Annotated in this window: 19 protein-coding genes; 8 read left to right on the top strand and 11 right to left on the bottom strand. The window is 43.4% G+C overall.

Going from position 1 to position 23822, the window contains the following annotated elements:
* The first annotated feature begins 278 nt into the window (after window positions 1-278).
* Window positions 279-1661, top strand: a complete 1383-nt coding sequence (locus AK822_RS10745; protein ID WP_060491638.1) for an NAD-dependent succinate-semialdehyde dehydrogenase — start codon at window positions 279-281, stop codon at window positions 1659-1661.
* Between the two features lie 150 nt (window positions 1662-1811).
* Here the strand turns inward: AK822_RS10745 and purN are convergent, their stop codons facing one another.
* Together purN and purM are read right to left on the bottom strand one after the other, a co-directional pair.
* Window positions 1812-2504, bottom strand: a complete 693-nt coding sequence (purN, locus tag AK822_RS10740; RefSeq protein WP_060491637.1) for a phosphoribosylglycinamide formyltransferase — start codon at window positions 2502-2504, stop codon at window positions 1812-1814.
* Entirely contained in the window at window positions 2504-3553 is a 1050-nt protein-coding gene (purM, locus tag AK822_RS10735) for a phosphoribosylformylglycinamidine cyclo-ligase (RefSeq protein WP_060491636.1), read from the bottom strand. The genes purN and purM overlap by 1 nt, the downstream gene beginning before the upstream one ends.
* A 341-nt stretch (window positions 3554-3894) precedes the next feature.
* Here purM and AK822_RS10730 point away from each other — a divergent pair, with 341 nt between their 5' ends.
* The 3 genes from AK822_RS10730 to AK822_RS10720 all read left to right on the top strand — a co-directional run bounded on the left by AK822_RS10730 (window position 3895) and on the right by AK822_RS10720 (window position 6905).
* Window positions 3895-5001, top strand: a complete 1107-nt coding sequence (locus tag AK822_RS10730; RefSeq protein ID WP_060491635.1) for an AI-2E family transporter — start codon at window positions 3895-3897, stop codon at window positions 4999-5001.
* A gap of 335 nt (window positions 5002-5336) precedes the next feature.
* Window positions 5337-6140 (top strand): DnaA regulatory inactivator Hda, encoded by an 804-nt coding sequence (gene hda / locus AK822_RS10725; RefSeq protein ID WP_060491634.1) that lies wholly within the window; start codon window positions 5337-5339, stop codon window positions 6138-6140.
* Window positions 6141-6215: 75 nt separating this feature from the next.
* Window positions 6216-6905, top strand: coding sequence for a DUF2057 family protein (locus AK822_RS10720; RefSeq protein ID WP_060491633.1), 690 nt, complete (start codon window positions 6216-6218; stop codon window positions 6903-6905).
* Between the two features lie 267 nt (window positions 6906-7172).
* Here the strand turns inward: AK822_RS10720 and AK822_RS10715 are convergent, their stop codons facing one another.
* On the bottom strand, window positions 7173-7649 hold the full coding sequence (locus AK822_RS10715; protein WP_060491632.1) for a Dps family protein: 477 nt from the start codon (window positions 7647-7649) through the stop codon (window positions 7173-7175).
* 375 nt (window positions 7650-8024) lie between these two features.
* Window positions 8025-8684: a YcxB family protein gene (locus AK822_RS10710; protein ID WP_055125130.1), complete on the bottom strand. Its 660-nt coding sequence runs from the start codon at window positions 8682-8684 to the stop codon at window positions 8025-8027.
* A gap of 433 nt (window positions 8685-9117) precedes the next feature.
* Here AK822_RS10710 and serS point away from each other — a divergent pair, with 433 nt between their 5' ends.
* The 4 genes from serS (at window position 9118) to AK822_RS10690 (ending at window position 14543) form a co-directional block, all read left to right on the top strand.
* Complete coding sequence (serS, locus tag AK822_RS10705) at window positions 9118-10404, top strand: serine--tRNA ligase (RefSeq protein ID WP_060491631.1); 1287 nt, start codon at window positions 9118-9120, stop codon at window positions 10402-10404.
* A gap of 256 nt (window positions 10405-10660) precedes the next feature.
* A complete protein-coding gene (gene tkt, locus AK822_RS10700; protein WP_060491630.1) occupies window positions 10661-12658 on the top strand; it encodes a transketolase in 1998 nt (665 codons plus the stop codon).
* 133 nt (window positions 12659-12791) lie between these two features.
* On the top strand, window positions 12792-13448 hold the full coding sequence (locus tag AK822_RS10695; protein WP_045453120.1) for a LysE family translocator: 657 nt from the start codon (window positions 12792-12794) through the stop codon (window positions 13446-13448).
* Window positions 13449-13523: 75 nt separating this feature from the next.
* Window positions 13524-14543, top strand: a complete 1020-nt coding sequence (locus AK822_RS10690; RefSeq protein ID WP_060491629.1) for an NERD domain-containing protein — start codon at window positions 13524-13526, stop codon at window positions 14541-14543.
* Window positions 14544-14714: 171 nt separating this feature from the next.
* Here the strand turns inward: AK822_RS10690 and AK822_RS10685 are convergent, their stop codons facing one another.
* The 7 genes from AK822_RS10685 to AK822_RS10655 form a co-directional block, all read right to left on the bottom strand.
* The gene (locus AK822_RS10685) at window positions 14715-15686 is read right to left on the bottom strand and encodes a DUF4424 family protein (protein ID WP_087945635.1); all 972 of its coding nucleotides are present in this window, start codon (window positions 15684-15686) and stop codon (window positions 14715-14717) included.
* On the bottom strand, window positions 15679-16650 hold the full coding sequence (locus AK822_RS10680; protein WP_060491628.1) for a peptide ABC transporter ATP-binding protein: 972 nt from the start codon (window positions 16648-16650) through the stop codon (window positions 15679-15681). The genes AK822_RS10685 and AK822_RS10680 overlap by 8 nt, the downstream gene beginning before the upstream one ends.
* The gene (locus AK822_RS10675) at window positions 16647-17729 is read right to left on the bottom strand and encodes an ABC transporter ATP-binding protein (protein ID WP_228139016.1); all 1083 of its coding nucleotides are present in this window, start codon (window positions 17727-17729) and stop codon (window positions 16647-16649) included. The genes AK822_RS10680 and AK822_RS10675 overlap by 4 nt, the downstream gene beginning before the upstream one ends.
* Window position 17730: 1 nt before the next feature.
* Window positions 17731-18645 (bottom strand): ABC transporter permease, encoded by a 915-nt coding sequence (locus AK822_RS10670; protein ID WP_060491627.1) that lies wholly within the window; start codon window positions 18643-18645, stop codon window positions 17731-17733.
* Window positions 18646-18787: 142 nt separating this feature from the next.
* Window positions 18788-19804 (bottom strand): ABC transporter permease, encoded by a 1017-nt coding sequence (locus AK822_RS10665; RefSeq protein ID WP_045453107.1) that lies wholly within the window; start codon window positions 19802-19804, stop codon window positions 18788-18790.
* Between the two features lie 205 nt (window positions 19805-20009).
* Entirely contained in the window at window positions 20010-21650 is a 1641-nt protein-coding gene (locus AK822_RS10660; RefSeq protein ID WP_060491626.1) for an ABC transporter substrate-binding protein, read from the bottom strand.
* A gap of 457 nt (window positions 21651-22107) precedes the next feature.
* Window positions 22108-23751, bottom strand: coding sequence for a GMC family oxidoreductase (locus AK822_RS10655; protein WP_060491625.1), 1644 nt, complete (start codon window positions 23749-23751; stop codon window positions 22108-22110).
* Window positions 23752-23822: the final 71 nt, after the last annotated feature.

Here is a 23822-nt window from a genome sequence, read left to right as displayed (position 1 = left end):
ATTCTTAACATCTTACGAACACTTCTTTATAACTTGTAAAACTACTCGTTGTACATTTTGCTATGATAAATTCCACTTAAGAAAAAAGATAAATACATAGCCTATTGTTAAGTTATACAACAGTATCGGATTTCATAAAATCGTTGAAGAAGTTGTCCAATTTAATCATATGTGTTCATAAAATGACCATTCTTGGTTTATGTGTTTCTAAGTTTTCAGATGATAAAGCGATCAATTTTCAAACCAATAAAATAGTTTAATAAATAAGGATAATAATCATGGCAGATATTACTACTATAAACCCAGCAACGGGTGAAGCGATTAAAGAATACGATTACATGAGTAATGATGAGGTGAACAAGATTGTTGAATCCTCGCACCAAGCATTTACTGAGTGGCGTAAAACCAGCCATAAAGCGCGCGCAAAAGTCATCAATTCCATCGGTGAGACATTGCTCAAGTACAAAGAAGAGTTGTCTAAACTCATGACTGAGGAGCGTGGTAAGCTCTATAGCCAGAGTTTACAAGAAATAGATTTGTGTAAGGCAATTTGTGACTATACCGTAGAAAAAGGGGTGGCTGCACTTGCTGATGATGAGCGTGATATCGAAGGCTTGAAAAAAGGTATTGTGACTTACCAGCCTATCGGTGTCATCTATGGCATGCAGCCATGGAATTTTCCTGCTTATCAAGTGTTCCGTTATACCATTGCGAATCTGATGGCGGGTAATAGTATCTTACTCAAGCACGCATCAAACGTGACTGGCTCAGGGTTATTGATTGAAAAAATATTTCATGAGTCAGAGTTACCAAACGATTTGTTCCGTACGATCTTAATCGATCACGACCAATCAGAAGCGTTAATCGGTCATGACAAAGTGCGCGGTGTTACACTCACAGGTAGTGATGGCGCTGGTAGTATCGTTGGTCAGCAAGCAGCGAAAGCTATCAAAAAAGTAGTATTGGAATTAGGTTCTAACGATGCATTTATTGTTTTAGAAGATGCGGATTTAGAACTAGCAGTAGAAACCTGTACCCAAGCGCGTCTCATTAATAACGGTGAAACTTGTGTCGCCGCTAAGCGCTTTATCGTCGTTGATAGCTTATACGATGATTTCCGTAAACGCATTGTCGAAAAATTTGCAGATGCTAAATCTGGCGATCCGATGGATGATGCCTCTGATCTTGGTCCATTAGCCCGCAAAGATTTACAAGAAAAGTTGCATGAGCAAGTAGAAGACAGTGTGGCAAAAGGCGCAACGATTGCTGTTGGTGGTCAATTGCCAGAAGGTAAAGGCAGTTTTTATCCAGCCACTATCTTGGAGAATGTCGAAAAAGGCCAACCTGCCTATGATGACGAGTTATTTGGTCCTGTCGCCTCATTAATACGAGCCAAAGACCAAGATGATGCATTACGCATTGCCAATGACAGTCGCTACGGTTTGGGCGGTGCTATCTTCTCTAAAGACGAAGACAAAGCCATTCGCCTAGCGCGTGAAGAGTTTGATACGGGCATGGTCTACATCAATGGTTACGGTCTTGCAAATCCAGCGTTGCCATTTGGTGGAGTGAAAAACTCAGGTCATGGTCGCGAGCATGGCGGTTTTGGTATCAAAGAATTTGTAAATATTAAAGGGCTACATGTTCATAAAAGTCAATAATAGCTGACGTCTTCGGGATTAATATGCTTTAGAAGATTTTAAAGGTAGCTATTAGAAAGCCCAGTCATTCATTGAGTGACTGGGCTTTTTTATGCGAAGAGTTTAAGTTTGATAGTTGGTACCTGATAATTTGTGATTGTCGCTATTTACTCAGTCGTTCAAATATAGTTTTAACGGTAACGTTGGTAAAGACATACTTTGTTGATTGGCTGCTTGAGCACGGTCTAGCGAGAGTGCGCCTTTGGCCAATAATAAAATCGTCCAAGGGAGCAATTGATGCTCAAGCTTTTGCACGCGTGCTTGCAAACTATTGGCAGTGTCTTTTTGATGTATCTCTAACAGCGCTTGGGTCAAAACAGTACCCGCGTCGAGCTCGGCAGTGACGACATGAATACTACAGCCATGATGTCGCTCACCTGCTTGTATCGCACGCTGATGGGTGTCAAGGCCTTTATAGACAGGTAGCAAAGAGGGGTGCAGATTAATCATCGGCGCTGGTGCAGTATCGATAAAATCTGCACTCAAGACACGCATAAAACCAGCTAACACAATGAGATCTGGTTGCCATGATGCTAGTTGGCTGCTGGCATGAGTCTCAAAAGTCTTGATTCCCATGCGTTTGCCGCTAGCAACATGTGACAATACTGCCACAGGAATGTCAGCGTCTTTTGCACGGGTGACGGCATAAGCATCCTCACGGTTACTAATGACGCCAACAATCTCAATTGGCAGTGCGCCAGCTTGCATCGCATCTATCAGTACTTGCAAGTTGCTACCACTACCAGATACCAGTACAGCAATCCGTAAAGGGTTATTATCAATTTTTTTTTGACTGTCTAACATTAACGGTACACCACGGCGTCCGCTTCACGCTTCACCATTTCGCCTAATTGCCAAGCTTTTTCACCAGCATCGTTCAAAGTTTGAATAGCCGCATCTGCTTTATCTTTAGGTACAACAATGACGAAACCAACGCCGCAGTTGAAAGTGCGGTACATCTCGCTTTGTTCAATATTTCCTTGAGTTTGTAACCAAGTGAATAGCTCTGAGAACTGCCAGCTAGTCGTATCAATGCTAGCAGCTAAATTCTCTGGTAATACACGTGGTAAATTATCGGTTAAGCCGCCACCAGTGATATGTGACATTGCATGCAGCGCTGAGCTACCAAGAGTATCTTGTAGCGCTTTAATCGCTTTAACATAGATGCGAGTAGGAGCCATTAACGCGTCTTGGATAGGTTGACCATCTAGTTGCTCATCGCTAGTAGTCACATCAATGCCGCTGACTTCGATGACTTTACGCACCAATGAATAACCGTTTGAGTGTGCGCCACTTGAGGCAAGAGCGATCAATACATCGCCTTCTGCGACGTTTTCGCCAGTGATGACTTCCGCTTCTTCGACCACACCGACACAAAATCCAGCCAAGTCATAATCGTCGTCTTGATACATACCTGGCATCTCAGCGGTTTCGCCGCCGATCAAAGCACAGTTTGATAGCTTACAGCCTTCACCAATACCTGTGACCACAGTCGCTGCTACATCAATATCAAGCTTACCAGTTGCATAATAGTCTAAGAAAAATAATGGCTCAGCACCGCAAACCAATAAATCGTTGACGCACATGGCGACTAAATCAATGCCGATAGTGTCATGACGATTCAGCTGTAATGCCAACTTGAGCTTAGTACCGACGCCGTCAGTGCCCGACACGAGTAGAGGAGAGGTGTAACCAGTTGGTATACGACAAAGCGCTCCAAAGCCGCCAAGTCCGCCCACAACCTCAGGACGAGAGGTGGCTTTTGCCACTGATTTAATACGTTGTACCAACGCATCGCCAGCATCAATATCAACACCAGCATCTTTGTAGCTTAAAGAAGGCTTGTTACTCATGGTCATCTCACAAATTTTATAGGGAATGAAGGTCTGTCAGTAGAAAATCGAGTTGGTCGTGTTAATTCTGAATATAGTGCGCGCATTATACCCAAAAATAACCCTTACTCGCAAAGCAACTTGCGGATATTTGGCGGATATTTCACGAAGACTGACTTTAAGTGGTAAATAAAAAGTTAAGAAACAAAAAATGACGGATTTTTTGCTGTACTCTGCGATAATGGAACGCTAAATTTATTGTCGATAACAGTTCGCTATTACACCGTTGTTGTACGATAAGACGTATCATTTCTTTCAATTATACTTCCATCTTAAATCAGCCTATCATAGGATTCCTTGTCATGATGAACCAACCAATAGATCCTTTTTTTCGGCGCTTATTTATTGTCGTTGCGATGGTGGTGGGTATATTGTTACTGTATTTGATGATGCCAGTCATTATACCGTTTGTCTTTGCTTTCGTACTGGCTTATTTGTTCAATCCGCTGGTCAAACGCTTATCGAAGTATATCAAACGCTGGGTGGCGATTATCATTGTCTATTCCACCATCACTTTAGGAATGGTGCTACTGCTTTGGTGGTTAATACCGACTTTGTGGCATCAGTTGCAAGCGGCGTGGGAGTATCTGCCTAAGGTCTTAACTTGGTATAATGAAGTCGTACGTGAATGGTTCGTTAACAACAGTCGTATCAATCTGCCAGAGTTGGAGTCTAAAGGGTTTTCTGAGACATTGGTTGAATACATGCAGACCAATTATAAGTTTGAAGATGCCAGTACCATGATGAACCAAATATTGGTGTCGAGCATGAACTTCATCAATAATGCTGGACTCATTGTGCTAGTACCGATTTTAACCTTTTATTTTTTGTTCAATTGGGATCAGCGTCTGCAGACATGGAAGCTGGCGATTCCCGCTGCGTATAGCGAAAAAGTCATTCAGATTGCTCGAGAGTGTGACCTTGCATTGATGGCATTTATCAAAGGTCAGCTATTGGTGATGGTCTTATTGGGCGCTATTTATGCGGTGCAATTACAGCTTATTGGGCTTGAGCTTGGGCTTATTATTGGTATGGTTGCCGGTATTGCTAGCTTTGTTCCTTATTTGGGTTTTGGCATTGGTTTTATCGCTGCCATTATCGCCTGCCTGTTCCAGTTTGGGCTAAATTGGACGTATTTGTCGCTGATTGTCGGAGCGTTTTTAGTTGGGCAAGCCGCCGAAGGTTATATCCTACAGCCGTTACTATTGGGTGATAAGATAGGTCTATCGCCGCTTTGGGTGATTTTTGCAGTATTGGCAGGCGCAAGCTTATTGGGTTTCGTTGGTATGCTCATCGCACTGCCAGTGTCTGCCGTGCTTAATGTACTGTTTCGCCATTTATACATCTACTATCGTTCGACTGATTTTTATAAAGGTCGTAAGCAATTGGCTTTGTTTGAGAAGAGATAAGTATTTTATCGTTAGAGTAACGAGGTCATCATAATGGGATAGTAAAATTGATGACGGATAATAAATGGTGATTGATAAGGCTTAATAGGTAAAAGACTTGTCAGTCATTTTGCAAATATGTTATATATAGGCGCAGTATTGACAGTATCAGCCGTTATCCAGTTGGTCGTTAACAAGATGACTTTTGATTAGGTAATTCTCAGATATACTCTCGATTAAAACAACGAGATGCTAACGCAGCAAGTTTATATCAGGTAGTATAAGAGCATCTCAAAGACAGTTATTAATAATTTATCCTTTTATTTATTGCATTACGCAAAACGAGTTGATGATTCATGGCAGAAGCACAGCTAAGTCTCAATCTGGACATTAAGCATGATGCAAGTCTAAGTGACTTCGCCGGTCCTGGTTGGATGTCAATTATTGATGCAGTGCGGCAACTACATGTCGGCCTGATTGGTCAGCTGTACCTATTTGGCAGTCCTGCTACGGGCAAGTCGCACTTATTATCTGCTATCTGTGAGTCATTTATTGAGATGGACAAGTCCGCGATTTGTTTGTCACTCAATGAGTTGATTCATACCGATGTGCACGTCCTCTCCTCTCTAGAAAACTTCGATCTAATCGCGATCGATGATTTAGAGGTGCTGGAGCAAAGCAGTCAATGGCAAGAAGCCTTATTTCATTTGATTAACCGCAGTCGTGAAGGTCAGCGTCAATTGTTGTTTGCAGCCAATAAGCCTGCTGGTGATTTGCCCTTTCAATTGAGGGATTTGCTGACTCGTTTGGCACAAGCACCTACGTTTAAAGTACCCAATGGTCATGACTTAGCCGACCGTCAGGCGTTATTACAATCCATCTTGCGTCGGCGTGGTTGGCAGTTTGATGATCGAATTATTGATTATTTGCTTACTGAAGGACCACATCGCATCGGTGCGATGATGGAAGTACTCAATTATATTCAGCCGATGTTTTCGAACCTTGGGCGTAGCAATATATCCAAAGCAGTCATCACTGACGCATTGCGTACCATTGATGAGCAGACACTAGCAGCAGAGCTTGCTGATATTGCGCAAGAGACACAAGTAGATAACGATTCAGCGGAACAAGATCAACATACGATGCCACTCGATTTTTAGCATTAACAACTAAAGTCTTTTATCCAAAACGCTTTTACTATTGCCAAAACGTTTTCACTATTAATGGAATCACTTATGAAATCCAATGCTTCTTTGCTAAAAAAACTGACCATCAGCACGTTGCTTATTGGTGCAGGCTCTGTCTCTATGCTGTCGCATGCTGAAGTAACGCTACTGGTTGATGACCATATCAAAGTTACGGCTATTAATGGGCAAGAAGTGCAGCAGAGCGCTTTTCAACCATTGACTAAAAAGTTCACGCTTCAGCCGGGTCAACATGCGATTACTGCAAAATACGATCGCTTATACGATTTGCGCCGTGATGAGCATGATTATTTACGTTCGGGTAATGTGAGCGTGACGGCAGAATTGGCGGACAATCAAACCTATCGTCTGACCATGCCGAATCAGCCAGAAGAGTATGCAGCAGCTAAAGAATATGCCAAGCGTCCGATACTGGCAGTAGAGAAAAACAATACTGTGGTTGCAAGTCAGCAAGGTATCGCTGGTAATCAAGGTGGATTGTTGTCAGGTTTAGGCAAGGCGTTCGGCGGTGTGTTTGGCGGAGCAGATGATGCAGAGCTACAGAATCAGCGTGCGATTGCCGCATTAGATCAACCGAATGTGAATACGGGTACGGTAGCGACCACTAAGCAAATCACTAGCGTTAATTCATCTGCTAATACCTTAGATCAATTTATGCAAATTTGGTTACAAGCCACGCCTGCTGAGCGCGAAAAAATGCGTCAATGGATGCAAAAATAAGGTTTCATTAGCAACAGCAAGCACAAAAAAAGCACCTAAAGTAGGTGCTTTTTTATGATTTAGATTTTAGGGCGTGCCCTCAATTCAATCAATTACTCTCTAAATGGGCTAAAAATGGCTAAATTTTGTTAAACATCGTCAAATAGCTTATCAATATCTCGATATTAACAGCGCTATCTTCCTTGGTTAACTGCAATTTATCTCATTTTTATCACCATTTTTAAAATGAGGACACGCCCTAGTGATGTACTGTTTCATTAGCAATGATTAACCCAAAAAGGCGTTATACATCCAGATGAGCTTTTCTTGCTCTTGTACATAGGCATCTACGAGGTCAGCTGTTCCTTGATCTTCGCTGTCTGCTGCTAGAGCAGATACTTTACGCTGCTCTGTAATCAAAGCTTGTAAACCCGTTACCACACCTTTCACACAAGCATTGCCATCTTTGACGTTTTTATCTTCTTGAATGCTAGTATGTTTAGTAAAATCGCTATAAGCATGCAGCGGTGTGCCGCCCAAAGTTAAGATACGCTCAGCGATTTCATCAATTTGTAACTGTAGCGCGGTATACAGTTCTTCAAATTTTGGATGCAAGGTGAAAAAATGCTCACCTTTTACATTCCAGTGATAGCCACGGACGTTTAAATAAAAGACGTGATAAGTTGACAATAAATTGTTTAGTTGTGCAATGACTTCGCTCATGTCAGCTTTTTCTAGACCGATTTGATTAGTAGCGTTACTCATAATATTATCCTTATAGTTTGAGTGTTGAGATAAAACATTAAATGAAGAAGGTGAGAAGTGTAGCAACTCGTGTGCTGCATTACTATGCTCTTTAATATATTAACGCTTTTCAGCCTTAAAAAGTAACAATCTTAGAAAACAGTATGATAAAACTGCCATATAGAATGGCGTCAGCTTAAGCTAAAATCATAACTATACATTCATGTAATTTAGAGCAATTATCACCTTTCTTCTGATAGCTATTATAATAGCAGAGCACCATCAATAAGTTAATTTCAATAAATTTATAATTATGATTGGTTTTGCAAAAAGCATTTTTTATTGATCACTTCTTTATCGCTCATATAGTAAGCAATAAAGAAGTCTTCTACTATTTTATGCTGGCGGCTGTAAGTTTTCAGGGTTTAAACCTTTAACGGGGATAACTTCTTGCAAATGCTGACGTACTGTATCGATCGGAAACTTCTGTGCTTCTAAGCGCTTTGGCACAATTTGGCTGCCTTGTTGACCTTTCATCTCAAACATCATAAAGATATAGTCGTCCGTCTCATCCCAGCTTTTGACAGCTGACCATGGAATGACGGCTTGCTGGGTCGTGCCTGCTCGCATTTGCATGCCGCGCATTTGGTTGTTATTAAATGTGTCAGGCTGATTCACTGGCATCGCCATGACGAGGCCATGCTTTTGTACGCCCAATTTCATCTGACGCATCTCGTCTGGCATTTCTTGGTCAGCCACTTGCTTGTCAAACTCTCTTTTCACATACCATTTAAAGCCAAGGGTACGAACCAGTAAATAAATGACGACTGAAACTAGCATCAGCCAAAAGATAATGGTTGAGTAGCCTGTCACAAAAACCAACCCTGCGATCGCTAGTACCACGGTTACCGCCATAATGATCCATTCTTTCATTTTGATACTTTTTAGACCGAAAGAAGGGCTGGCACTGGCAAATAGCTCGTATTGTGCTTGGTGAAATTCTGCCTCGGTTAGGTTTAAGGCGACAGGTTGTAGCGTATAGGGGTACAAGGCCATAAAGGTTTCTCAAATACTTGTATTGAAAGTGTTGGGTTTAAATCGACAAAACGTAGCAGCTACGTCGTACTTGGCTAGAAGTCGAATAAAAGGTATGCGCTTATCTTACCGAAAAGTACCTCTAAATGAAACATATAAGCCGCTCTGTTCGTTGATAGAGGTGATATTAATGGTTTTAATAAAGATGGGCGAGGCTTATTGAGGTAAGCTGAACTTTGAGAGATGTATTTAAAGCAAATATAACTGGCTACGGATAATGAAAGTAATAAATGAAAATTCAATCAGCAGCGGTCAAAACATGGTCAAATCTGCTGTGTCTTGGTATTATAGCGGCTATCACTTATTTTGATAAAATCAGCACCTTTAAAAACAGTATCTTTAAAAATAACACTTTCGAACCTCTTCCTCACTTCTAGCGTTACAGGCAACTATTATGATTGATCCAAAACTCTTACGCGGCGATTTAAGCGATTTACAACAGCAACTGGCCACTCGTGGTTATGCACTTGACATAGATTTTTGGCAAACGGTTGAGTCAGAACGTAAATCTTTGCAGATCAAAACCGAAGAGTTGCAGTCGAGCCGTAACGCTGGTGCTAAGCAAGTGGGTGCTTTGAAAAAATCAGGCGAAGATGCCAGTGAGCTATTGGCTGAGATGCAGAATGTCAGCGGTGAGATTAAAACAGCCGAAGACGAGCTGCGCACTCTACAAGAGCGTATTAACAAAGCTGCTATGCAAATTCCAAATATTCCAGCAGCCGATGTGCCAGTGGGTACGTCAGAAGATGATAACGTAGAAGTGCGCAAGTGGGGCACGCCGCGCACGTTTGACTTTGAGATTCAAGACCATACTTATATTGGTGAAGCACTTGGCATGCTTGATTTTGAAGCAGCGACTAAGCTGACTGGAAGTCGCTTTAACGTGCTAAAAGGGCAGCTAGCGCAGATGAATCGTGCATTGATTCAGTTCATGCTCAATACCCATACCATGAAGTACGGTTATCTTGAGACCTATGTGCCTTATATTGTGAATTCAGACAGTCTCAAAGGGACAGGGCAGCTGCCAAAGTTTGAAGATGATTTGTTTAAGCTAAAAAATCACACAAACAATGAAGACATGGACTTCTATCTCATTCCTACTGCCGAAGTGCCAATGACCAACTTGGTACGCGGCGAGCGTTTAGATATTAGCGAGCTGCCACTTAAGTTTACCGCGCATACGCCTTGTTTCCGTAGTGAGGCAGGCTCACATGGCCGTGATACTCGTGGTTTGATCCGTCAGCATCAGTTTGAAAAAGTTGAGATGGTCAATATTGCCACGGCTGAACAGTCTGATGATTTATTAGAAGCAATGACTGGACAAGCCGAATATATCTTGCAGCAGTTGAACCTACCATACCGCACCGTTCAGTTATGTACGGGTGATATGGGCTTTGCAGCACAAAAGACTTATGATATCGAAGTATGGTTACCGAGCCAAGATACCTATCGTGAAATCTCAAGCTGCTCTAACTGTGGTGACTTTCAAGCGCGCCGTATGGGTACGCGTGTCAAAGATGGCAAGCAAACCAGCTTAGCACACACGCTAAATGGTTCAGGCTTGGCAGTAGGTCGTACACTACTGGCAGTCATGGAAAATCATCAAAATGCTGATGGTAGTATCACCATTCCAGAAGTATTGCGTCCGTTTATGGGCGGTGCTGAGACTATTTCAGTTTAATATCTATATTGCTTGTACTAGCTGTGAGTTACTAAGATGACTCACAGCTTTTTAATATAGGGTAGTTTGATAAAACTGATATGAATAATTATTAAACACAAACGATTCTGTCATACCATTTCTTAGCTAGCCCTATAGCAAATATGTTAATATTGCACTTTGATTTTATAGTCTATAACTTGGGGGCGCATTTGGCGTCCTTATGCTTATACTCCTTTGAGTAAACTCTCCTCTTAGCCCAATACTAGGACACTCTATGCCAGCTCCAATTAGCGAACGTAAATTAGCCAATGCCATCCGTGTACTGTCGTTTGATGCGGTTCAAAAAGCCAACTCTGGACATCCAGGCGCGCCAATGGGTATGGCTGATATTGCCGAAGTTTTGTGGCGCAAGTTTCTGAAGCACAACCCAACCGATCCACAATGGCACAACCGTGATCGCTTTGTCTTATCGAACGGCCATGGCTCAATGCTTATTTACTCATTGCTACATTTATCTGGCTATGACGTCAGCGTTGATGATCTGAAAGGTTTCCGTCAGTTGCATTCAAGAACCCCAGGCCATCCTGAGCTTGGCTATACACCAGGTGTCGAAACAACTACTGGTCCACTAGGACAAGGTATTGCTAACGCCGTTGGTTTTGCTATCGCTGAAAAAACCTTAGCCGCACAGTTCAATCGTGATGGCCACAACATCGTTGACCACAATACCTATGCATTTTTAGGTGATGGTTGCTTGATGGAAGGTATCAGTCATGAAGTTTGCTCGCTAGCTGGCACGTTAGGTCTTGGCAAGCTAGTCTTCTTCTACGATGACAATGGCATCTCTATCGATGGTAATGTCGAAGGCTGGTTCACAGATGATACGCAAGCGCGTTTTGAAGCGTATGGCTGGCAAGTTATCAAAGTTGATGGTCATGATACCGATGCGATTACTAAAGCGACTGAACAAGCGCTTAAAGAAACGACTAAACCAAGTCTTCTGATTTGCAAAACCACAATCGGTGCTGGTAGCCCAAACAAGCAAGGCTTAGCAGCCAGTCATGGTGCGCCACTAGGTGATGATGAAATCGCCTTGACTCGTGATGCATTGTCTTGGAAGCATGCTCCATTTGAATTAGATGATGAAATCTATGAAGCGTGGGATGCCAAAGCGAAAGGCGACGTACAACAAAAGAACTGGGAAGCTGACTTTGAAGCGTATAAAAAGGCCTATCCTGAACTGGCGTCTGAGCTATTGCGTCGTCTAAATGGTGATTTGCTTGCTGACTTTGATAGCCAAGCACAAGCTTATATTCAGCAAACTCAAGAAGCGGGCGGCGATGTTGCCAGTCGTAAAGCCAGTCAAAACGCCATCAATACCTTACAGCCATTATTACCAGAATTGCTAGGCGGTTCAGCGGATTTAGCTGGCTCAAACCTGACACTATTTAAAGGCGCTAAGGGCATCGAAAAAGACGCTGATGGCAACTATATCTATTATGGTGTACGTGAGTTCGGCATGACTGCGATTGCCAATGGTATCGCATTGCACGGCGGATTTATCCCTTACGTAGCAACGTTCCTTATGTTTATGGAATACGCACGTAATGCAGTACGCATGGGTGCACTCATGAAGCAGCGCGTCATCCATGTCTATACGCATGACTCTATCGGTCTGGGTGAAGATGGCCCAACGCATCAGCCAGTTGAGCAATTGACTAGTCTACGCACCACGCCAAACCTACGCACATGGCGTCCTTGTGATGCGACCGAATCTGCCAGTGCTTGGGTTGAGGCCATTAAGTCTGAACATAATCCATCAGCATTGATTTTTAGTCGTCAAAGCTTGCCACATCAAGCCCGTGATAGCGAGCAAGTAGCGAACATCACTAAAGGTGGTTATGTATTGGCGAAAGAGCAGGGCGAGCTACAAGCGATTATCATCGCCACTGGTTCAGAAGTTGGCCTAGCGATGGAAGCATACGAAACATTGAGCGCAAATGGTGTTGGTGTCCGTGTGGTATCTATGCCTTGTGCAGAAATCTTTGTGGAGCAAGATGCTAGCTATCGTGAAGCCGTATTGCCTGCCAATATTCGTGCTCGCGTTGCAGTCGAAGCCGCGCATGTAGATTACTGGTATAAGTTTGTTGGTTTAGATGGCAAAGTCATCGGCATGACGACTTATGGCGAATCTGCTCCTGCAGATCAGTTATACAAAGAGTTCGGTATTACCACTGATGCTGTGGTTGAAGCAGTAAATAGTTTGGTGTAATAAACCTAACTTAGTCAGTATTTAAAAAAAGAGCTGCCGGAGAAATCTGGTGGCTCTTTTTATTGGCTAAATAATCAGTGTATTCATAGTGGTATTTAGTCCATAATTAAAAAAAACAGAGTACGGACTAATTATGAACTGGGATTTGTTGAGTATTTTTATCACGGTCGGCTTGGCGCATTTTCTTGCACTATTGAGTCCTGGACCGGATTTTGTATTGATCGTAAAGAGTGCGATTAAGAACGACAGTAAAGACGCAATAGGGGTTGCGCTCGGTATCACCTTTGCTAATGCAGTGTACATCGGTCTATGTCTAATTGGTGTTGGCTCAATTTTAGCCGCCTCTGCACCTATTATGATTACGCTAAAAATCATTGGTGGGTTGTTTTTAATGTACCTTGGGATACAGGCGTTACGCGCACGAAAAGATGCGTATGACCAATTTCAGGTAGCCCAATCAGCCCATTCAAATATACCTAAGACAACTTTTTTAAAGGAATTTACTGCAGGGTTTTTGTCTGGAATATTTAATCCTAAAAATCTACTCTTTTATCTCAGTTTATTCACTGTAGTGTTGACACCAGAAATAAGTTTTGTGTTCAAATTGGGCTTAGGTGTTTGGATGACTGTTGTGGTATTCGCATGGGACACTGCTGTCATATTTTTATTGTCGACTCGCAAAGTACGCGCTAAATTTACCCAAGTTGCTTATTACATCGACAAAGTTACAGGGGCGTTGCTTGGCGTCATTGGTTTAACTATCGTCAGAACAGCAATTGTAGATCGGTAATTTTAACCAAAAGTAATTAGTATATTGATATTGAACGTTATTTATTTTTTCATAACCACTTTCAAGAAAAAAACCATGTCCCTCAAATCCACTTTCAAAGGCTTTCTAGGCGAGACCGTTATCAATGTCGCCATGTGGCTAAAACTTGAAAAAGATGTCTATCACCGATTAAACGGTATTACCTTGCCAAGAGCCAATGGTGGCAGTACCCAAATCGATCATATTATCGTCTCTGTATACGGCATCTTTGTCATCGAAACCAAGAATTATAAAGGCTGGATATATGGTAGCGAAAAGCAAAAGCAGTGGACACAAGCTTTCCCGAATGGAAGTAAATTCAAATTCCAGAACCCATTGCGCCAAAACTACTTGCACATTAGGACTCTCGCAGATTTATTAGGATTGGAGCTGAGCTACTTTCATTCGATGATTGCTTTCATCGGTGAATGTGAGCTGAAAACCCGTGATGAGTTACCTGAACACGTATTGACAGGTGGGATGGTATCTTATGTGAAGAAGAAACAAGATGAGATACTGACTGAAGACGAGGTCAAGTCTATCGTTGAGCAGATTAATAGCAACAGATTTAGCAAATCTTGGCGCACCAATAGAGAGCATAAAGCCTATCTAAAAGACAAGCATAGCCCCTCAAACAAACAGCCTAGCAGTAACTCTACTGATAAAACAATTGCTAAAACTGCCAGTAAGCCTACACTCGAGCCGGTAATAAAAGAAACCGCTAAACGAGCCACGCTGAAAAGCCGAGAAGTGCTGCGATGGTCGGGTCAGACTGAGATTGAATCTAGCGAGTTACTAACTGAGAGTCTGAATATTCAGCAGACAAATACACCATATGATATGGACAATAAAGCGTTCCTTACACCGTTTGAGATTGTAGAGCCTGAGCCACAGGTGGAAGCACCTACAATATTTGAGGCGACAAACCCTACTGCTAATCTCGTCCAAGCACCAACTTGCCCGAAATGTAATGGAGAGATGGTTAGACGCACTGCAAAAAAAGGCGAACGCCAAGGACAATTCTTTTATGGGTGCGCGCAGTTTCCAAAGTGCCGAGGTGTAGTAAATATTGCTTAGCCTTTAAAGAACACCGACCCATGCTTCGCATATTTCCCCACTTTTAAAGCATCAGATGCTGAGGCTAATATTTTTGTTTTTTTGCTGGGTTTTGTTCACGAAAACCCAGCGACAAGATGACCGTCGAAACAAGTTTTATCGATGCGCTAGAGGTACTCTATAAACTAATTGCTATTTCATAATAAAAGCGACATCAAAATCATGGGTAGGCACAAAGTTAATTTCTTTAATCTCAAACGTCGTCGCGCTTACCTTTTTAACTTTACCCTTTCCTTTCCAGCAAAACGACACTAATTCATTAGGATCGCGTTCTACGGTAAGTTTGAAATTGCTAATCGGTTTTGCCCAGTTAGCCCCCGTAGTCAATATATAGCTTAAGGCATGATAGGGACGACCACCACCCTTGTGAAATCCTCTCTGAGTTGAACTGTCTACGCAAAAATCTGGGAATTGTTCTTCACCTAGATGAACTGAGCCACCCACGAGCGGTGTATATGAATGCTTGATTTTGGTCGTCGCATTGGCTTTGAATTTTTGCTCCCAACTATAGATCACCTGCGAATCCCAAGGTATATAAAGACTTTCTCTATCATAGATGAATCTATCTAGTGCCTTATTATTACAATCTAAAAGCTGTTGATTGACATATTCAGTGTCAACTTGATACGTCCAAGGTCCCATCATATCAGCCTCGTTAAGACCACAGGATTTAAATATTTCAGTCGTATCAATAGAGGTGTCTGAATAGGTTCTATCGCCATCTTTGACGACAATTGGCCGCATAAAAGTACGGACATGCTGATTAGGAATGATAGGCTTACCATTTATCCAAACTTCAAAGTTGTCATAAGTGGCATTAATATCAGCAAAATCTGAGTCTGTAGAGCTGGGGACAGCTGGCATAGGAAATAAAACGGTTTCGGTAATATCCTTATTGCTTAAGTTTTTAAACTCATAATTGACGCGGATTTTATCTTTGGAGATATATAAGTCTTCACTGTGCATGCTGATATTTTTATTTTTAAGATATTCAACACCGCCTGTACCTATGTAGCCAGTAGAGTCGTTTGCTTGGGCAGCAGTCATTGCTAGCAGCACAGTGTAAGCTAATGTACCGCTAAACATCAGATGGCGCTTATCCATATATTTCTTCCAATCGTAAACAAGCCACCAATCGACCGTCCCATTCGCGCAGTTGTGGCTCTATCTCGCTGCATTGCTGCTTGGCATATGGGCAGCGTTTGTGCAGGGCGCAGCCACTTGGTGGATTGAGCGGGCTTGGTAGCTCACCTTGTAGGGTCAAATCATTCTTATGACCATTTACCGTTGGTGCAGCAGCCAATAGGGCGATGGTATATGGGTGTTTTGGCGCACTATAAATCGCTTCTTTAGGACCGTGTTCGACCGCTTGACCTAAATACATCACCATCACATCATCAGCCACATGACGCACGACTGACAAGTTATGCGAGATAAAGACGTAAGCAGTACGATACTCGTCCTGCAAGTCCATAAACAGATTCAAGACTTGCGCTTGAATCGATACATCGAGCGCGGAAGTTGGCTCATCAGCGACGACAATTTTAGGATTGAGCATCATGGCGCGGGCGAGAGCAATACGTTGGCGCTGACCCCCTGAAAACATATGTGGATAGCGGCCAGCATGTTCGGGACGCAGACCAACATTTCGCATCATCTCGTTGATTTTGTCACGTTTTTCATCTTTGGACAGTTTGGTATGAATATCTAATGGCTCAGTCAACTGATAGCCAATAGTATGGCGCGGGTTTAAGCTACCATAAGGGTTTTGGAAGACCATTTGGATTTCGGTACGCAGCTCTTTGAGCGCTTTTCTGCTATAGCCAGTGGTGGCTTCATCATTGATAAATAGCTCGCCATCAGTAGGCTCTTCGATGAGTGTGAGCTGGCGGGCAAGGGTAGATTTACCGCAGCCTGATTCACCGACGACGGCCAGTGTCTTGCCAGCCTTAAGCTCAAACGACACACCATTCAATGCTTTAACGTAAGCTTTTGCTTTACCCAACCCTTGTGATACTGGGTAGTGTTTATGTAGATTGTCTGCTTTTAGGACCACTTTATTACTCATACTTGTGACTCCAATGTAGCAGCGTGAGAGGTGGATAGGTGAGAAGGTGCGCTCGGTAATTCTGGATGAATACAGCGCACTTTGCCATTAGGAGTATCCAATATGGGCGGCGGCACTTCACAGGCAGGCTCTTTGTACGGGCAGCGAGGAGACAACAAGCAACCACTCGGGCGATCGTATTGGCTGGGTACGACACCGGGCAAGCTATTCAGACGGTCGTGACCGATAGCCAGCTCTGGGATGGCTTGCAGCAACGCCTCAGTATACGGGTGCGCAGGCTTTTGAAAAATCTCCGGCACGGTACTGGTTTCAACCACTTGTCCGGCATACATGACCGCGACATCACGCGAGTTTTGCGCGACCAAACCCAAATCGTGAGTAATCAGTATCATCGCCATTTGTTTTTCGCGTTGCAATCGGCTTAGCAAGTCCATGATTTGCGCTTGTACCGTGACATCGAGCGCGGTGGTAGGTTCATCGGCGATAAGTAGTTTTGGCTCACAAGCAATTGCCATCGCAATCATAACTCGTTGACTCATGCCGCCTGAGAGTTGATGCGGATAAACCTTGAGTCGGTTTTTAGCATCGGGCATTTCGACCAGCTCTAACAGCTCTAAGATACGTGTCTGTACTGCTGAACCACGCAAACCAAGATGCTTGCGTAAGACTTCGCCCAGTTGCATCTCAACCGTGAAGCTTGGGTTTAAGCAAGACATGGCATTTTGAAAGATCATTGAGATGTCTTTGCCAATGATGCCGCGTTTTTCTTTGGCTGACATACTGAGCATGTCTTTATCATCGAACATAACACGCTTGGAACGGACAGTCGCAGAGGGTGGCAGTAGCCCCATCAGTGCCATCATAGTGACCGACTTACCCGAGCCAGATTCACCCACGACTGCGATGACTTCGCCTTGTGTAATCTTTAACGACACATCATCGACTGCACGAAACGCTCGTATCCCTTGCCCGAAAGTCACTGAAAGATTTTCAATATCTAACAACAATGGTGATTCTTTTTTTGATGCGTCATTCATAGAAGTGTGAGTGGTAGGCGTTTTAATTAATGGTTCAGTCATCTTAGGTCACCTGCTTTAATTTGGGATCTAGCGCATCGCGTAGGCCATCACCAGTCAAGTTAATCGACAATGCGGCTAAGAAAATAGCGACACCGGGCCAGATAGCGAGCCAAACATTACTTTGAATATATTGACGCGCCGTACCAAGCATTGCACCCCATTCAGCATCGGGTGGCTGTACACCAAAGCCTAAGAAACCAATTGCACCTGCTTCTAAAATAGCAGACGAGAAAATCATCGTTGCTTGTACGATAAGCGGTGCCATACAGTTGGGCAAAATGGTGATAAACAATAAACGCAACACGCCAGCACCCATCACTTGCGAAGCGATAAAATACTCACGCTGTAGCTCTACCATCGCGGTAGCACGAGTCAAACGAATAAAAGGTGGCGTACAGACCAAGGCGATGGTAATAATCGTATTGGTCATAGAAGGACCTAGGATGGCGGCGATAATGATCGCCAATAGTAAGCTCGGATAAGACATCAAAATATCATTGACCAGCATGACCGCTTTGCCCCAAACCTTGGGCCAAAATGCAGCACTAAGTCCCAATGAAACACCGACTAACATGGCAAGAGTCGTCGCGCTCAGACCGATAAATAGAGAATAACGCGCGCCATACATTACCCGAGACAAGGTGTCTCGTCCAGCATCATCCGTGCCTAGCCAAAACATGGTATTGCCGCCATTTAGAAAGGCAGGCGGCAACTGCTCTTGACCAGTAAATAACTCGTAAGGGTCATGGGGCGCAATGGCAGGCGCAAGGATGGCAATAATGACCATCAATGCCAGTACAATAAAACCAAGCACCGCGCCTTTATTTCGGCAGAATGTCGATAAAAATAGCTGCCAAGATGATGGCGGCGTGGCGGCCATAAGGTTGACATCAGAGGGAAGAACAGAAGGCTTCATGAGCAGTTCCTATAGTGGCTAGCGCGTTACAAGTATGTAGAGTTCCATTTCTAGCAAGCATTTAAAATGTGCTAAAACTCACTCAAGACCATACAAACACCAATAACCACTATTTATAATATGAGTATTTATCAATGTTAAATTAAGAAGTATGTCGAATACGCGGATTGATAAGACCATACAAAATATCAATAAATAAACTAACCAAAATCAGGGCGGTGGCGACCAATAAAATACCGTTTTGCACGATAGGATAATCACGAGTGAAAAACCCATCGAGCAGCCAATTACCAACACCTGGCCAACTAAAGATAGTCTCAGTGATAATAGCCCCCGCGAGCAAGGTCGCCATCTGTAAACCAATCACAGTCACCACCGTGATTAAGGCATTACGCATGACGTGTACCAATATCACACGGCGCGGCGATAGGCCTTTGGCGCGCGCTGTACGCACGTAGTCCTCATCTAACACCTCTAGCATCGCCGAGCGTGTCATCCGTGCTATCATTGCGAGTGGTATGGTCGATAAGGCAATAGACGGTAGGATAAAGTGTTTGACCACGTCCCAAAACGCGCCAGGTTCGCCTGATGTCAATGAACCCAATAACCATGATCCATATAAAGGTTTGACGTCTAAAAACTGCGCGACAGATATGACACCAGCGACGGGCAACAGGCCGAGATAATGGGCGAATATACCAGTGAGGATAGGCCCCAATAAATAGATGGGCATAGAGTAGCCAGCCAGCGCCCCTGACATTAAAGTGTAGTCAATCCATGTACCACGGCGCAGCGCGGCAAAGATACCTAAGCTCACACCGACAACACTGGCAATGACAATGGCACACAAAGCCAGCTCTAAGGTTGGTACAAAATGCGCAAAGAAGTCTTGTAATACCGGAGTACGAGTACGAAAAGATTGACCAAAATCACCGGTCAATATTCCGGTTAAGTAATCCCAATATTGGACAATGAGGGGTTTGTCTAAGCCAAGTCTTTCTAACGCTCGAGCATGTAGCTCTGGATCGACCATACGCTCACCCATCATAATCTCGACGGCATCTCCAGGGACGAGCCGAATTAGGGTAAATGTCGATAGCGTTAAGCCAAGATAGACAGGAATTAGAATGGCAATGCGACGCAAAATATAAAGTAGCATGGGCTGCTCAATTCAATAGTTGTGGTTCAATCGTTTGAGATCGATGAGTAGAATGTTGGCAGAGATGAGAGAGTCGGTGACAAAATGCTTAAAAGTGCCTAATAAGGCGTTTAACTCATATAAATACGGCTGGAGCAGAGTGTCTGACCCAGCCGAATATAAATTAAACAACCATGCATGTCTTACCGGACGTCGTCAGCTCAGGTTATTCAACCTTTACACCATCGAAGCGTATTGAGCCAAGCGGACTAATTTTATAATCGACGACGTTTGGTGCGGTGAATACCGTGACCACCGAATGCGCCATTGTCGTCCAAGGCAGCTGCTCTTTGAATATCTGCTGAGCTTGTACATAGTCGTTGACGCGCTCATCTTGATTGGTAATCTGACGGGCGTTAGTCACCAAAGTGTCAAAGTCTTTATTACACCAACGTGAGTAGTTGTTACCACCGACCGCATCACAAGATAGTAATGTACCAAGCCAGTTGTCAGGATCCCCATTATCACCAGTCCAGCCCGCTAGAATGACATCAGGCTCACCTTTAGCAGCGCGGTTTAGATACTCGCCCCATTCATAAGTCACAAGCTTGGTATCGACACCAATTTTTGCCCAATCTGCTTGTAGCATTTCAGCCATGAGTTTGGCATTAGGATTGTATGGGCGTTGAACGGGCATATACCATAGATTAATGGCAAGTTTGTCCGCGCCTGCTTCTTTTATAAGGGACTTGGCTTTTTCCACATCGTAAGGTGCATCTTTGATAGATTTGTCGTAACCCCATTGTGTGGGCGGCATTGGATTGGTGGCTTTTAATCCTTCGCTTTGATAAACCGCATTGATAATAGCGTCTTTATTAATTGCCATGTCTAATGCTTGGCGAACTTTAAGGTCGCTAAGCTTCGGTTTTTCAACGTTATAGCCGACATAACCGACGTTAAAGCCGGGTTGATCGAGAACGGTGGCCTTACCAGATTTTTTAACAGAGTCAATTTCGGCAGGTTTTGGATAAGCGGACACATGACATTCGCCTGCTTGCACTTTTTGCGCACGAACCGCCGAATCTTTGGTGATGACAAAGACGAGATTATCGATATGAATATCATCTTTGTTCCAGTAGTCTGGATTTTTGGTATAACGAATTTGCGCGTCTTTTTGATAAGAAGTAAAGACGAAAGGTCCTGTACCAACGGGTTTGGTGTTGATATCAGCAGCATTACCAGAAGCCATTAATTTTTCTGCATACTCAGCAGAATCGATATAAGCGAAGGGCATCGCTAGGTTCTGTAAAAATGGCGCATTGGTTTCGCTTAGGGTGATCTTGACGGTAGAGTCATCAACTTTTTCGATATTGGAGATAATATCAGGTAGCCCCATACCGACCGAATAAGGGAACTCAGCAGGATAGGCTTTATTAAATTCAAACTCTGGATTGGTTATACGTTCTAGAGTAAAGACAATATCATCTGCGTTGAAATCACGGGTTGGGGTAAAGTAATCGGTCTTACCATATTTAACCCCTTTACGTAGGTTAAAGGTATAAGTCTTGCCGTCTTCACTAATATCCCAGCTTTCGGCTAAGGCTGGCTGAATCTCAGTACCATCTCTTTTGAACTCTACTAAGCCGTTGTAGATGGGAAAGGCGCTCGCATCAAAATCAGTACCTGCAGTGTACTGTGCTGGATCGAATCCAGCCGGACTACCTTCTGAGCAATAAAGTAAGGTTTTGGCTGCTTTAGCATCTGAGCTGGCAGCAGATTCATCGGTGGTTTTGTTGTCGCCGCTACAGGCACTGATGCCTAGAATAACTGTCGCCAACATCGTCAGTTTGAAGAGTGATTTTTGCATTATTACATCCTATGTAATGATAAATAGTCGCCAATATATTTATAAGATCGTTTTTGAACTATAAATATAATGAGCGTGCTTTTAATTCCCTTTAAAGCAATTGTTTATATCGTGTTTCTAATATGCAAAATAAAAAATATTTTAGGTTGTATTAACCATTATTCAGATTTGCAAAAAATATCGATATAAATAAGTTGTTTAAATATACTCTGTTCAACAGTGGTAATGCAAGACATCCGTAAGCTAATTTGATAGAAAACGTTCTGTTTTACTATCTTTATTGCCGAATTTGTTAGAGTTTCTCCTTATTTTAGAAATGCTGATAAAAATAACCACGAAAAAATATGGGTTAAACTTTTATACAATCTGCTTATTTTCATTTTATTGAATATAAAGTTTCAGTAAATAAGCTTCTTAAATAAAAATATTAATTATAAGATGCTTAGCTTCCCATATTTTATGGCGTGACTCGTTCGATATGACCGTGATTTGCTTTGATAAGGTCTGCGAGTTTTTCGGCAATCATAATCGTTGGCGCATTGGTATTACCGCTGATTAAAGTCGGCATGATTGAGGCATCGATGACCCTTAAGCCATTTACGCCGCGTACTTTTAATTGCAAATCGACGACTGAATTGCTGTCTGAGCCCATACGGCAAGTGCCGACAGGATGATAAATGGTATCTGACTTGTTGCGAATATAGCCGAGCATACCGTCTTTTTCGATATAGGGGGCAGGGTAGTCTTCAGTAATATATTTGGCGATGGGTGATTCTTGCATGATGGCGCGCGTACGCTCCGCGCCTGCAATCATATATTCCACATCTTTTGGGTGCGAGAGGTAGTTTGGATCAATCAATACCGCGTCTGAGGGGTCGGCGGAGTCCAGTCTGACCGTACCGCGGCTTTCAGGGCGTAGGTAGCAACTGTGACAAGAGACCGCAAAGCCACGTCTGAGATCACGACCGTGCTCAATCACGCGGGATATGACAAAGTGCAGTTGGGTATTTGGCCACTCTTTTGGATCATCACCGACACTAAAGAACGCGCCCGCTTCAGCATAGTTGGTAGACAAAAGGCCTGTACCATCCTTTCTCCACTGCCGAATACTTTTGGTCAATGTCGAAATCGTCGCCATACCAATACCGATGACGTCAGTGGTATTGACCTCGTAATCAAAAACGACGTCCAAATGATCTTGTAGATTACCACCAACATCGGGCGCATCTACCACGACGTCGATGCCATGCGATTGTAGATGCTCAGCAGGTCCAATGCCTGACAACATCAGGACTTTGGGTGAGCCAAAAGTGCCCCCAGATAATATCACTTCATGACGCGCCATAACCGCATGCTCGACGCCATCTTTTTCATAAGCGACACCAACGGCTTGTTTGTCTTCAAAGATGACGCGGTTGGCTTGGGCGTCGGTGATGACGGTCAGATTTGATCGGTTTTGTACTGGATGTAGATAAGCCGCTGCCGCAGAGCAGCGTTGACCTTGTTTTTCGCCATGAAAGTGGGTGACTTGATATAGCCCTGTACCGTCTTGCTTTTCGCCATTAAAATCTTGATTATGATCTAAACCATTGGTGATGGCGGCTTCTACGAATGCTTTGGAGATATCACGCGGACTCAGTAAGTCGCTGACATGCAGCGGACCACTATCACCATGCAGCTCGTCGCTACCATGGATATTGTTTTCTGCTTTGATAAAGTAGGGCAGTACATCATCAAATCCCCAGCCAGTACAGCCTTGTTCTACCCAACGTTCATAATCGAGCGCACTACCACGCGTATAAATCATGGCATTGATAGCGGATGAACCGCCTAAGCATTGACCACGTGGTTGGAAGCCACGACGGTTGTTCAGATGCGCTTGCGGCGTGGTGTGAAAGCACCAATTATTCAGTTTCAGCGGCTTGCCTGGCACCATCAAAATCAGTCCAGCAGGGACACGGACAGCAAGGTCTTTGCCTTCACCGCCATATTCTAATAAGCAGACACTAATGTCTGGGTTTTCTGTTAATCGGCTAGCAAGTACGCAGCCAGCTGAACCACCACCAACGATGACGTAATCAAATTTTTTATCAAATTCCATTTTACATTCCTTCTAGCATCCATGCTGAGTAAAACGTGCTCGTTAAAACGCGTTTATTGAAATAGGGTACG

Origin of the sequence: Psychrobacter sp. P11F6, from assembly GCF_001435295.1 — a bacterium.
GTDB lineage: Bacteria > Pseudomonadota > Gammaproteobacteria > Pseudomonadales > Moraxellaceae > Psychrobacter.
This window is presented reverse-complemented; position numbering and strand designations above follow the sequence as displayed.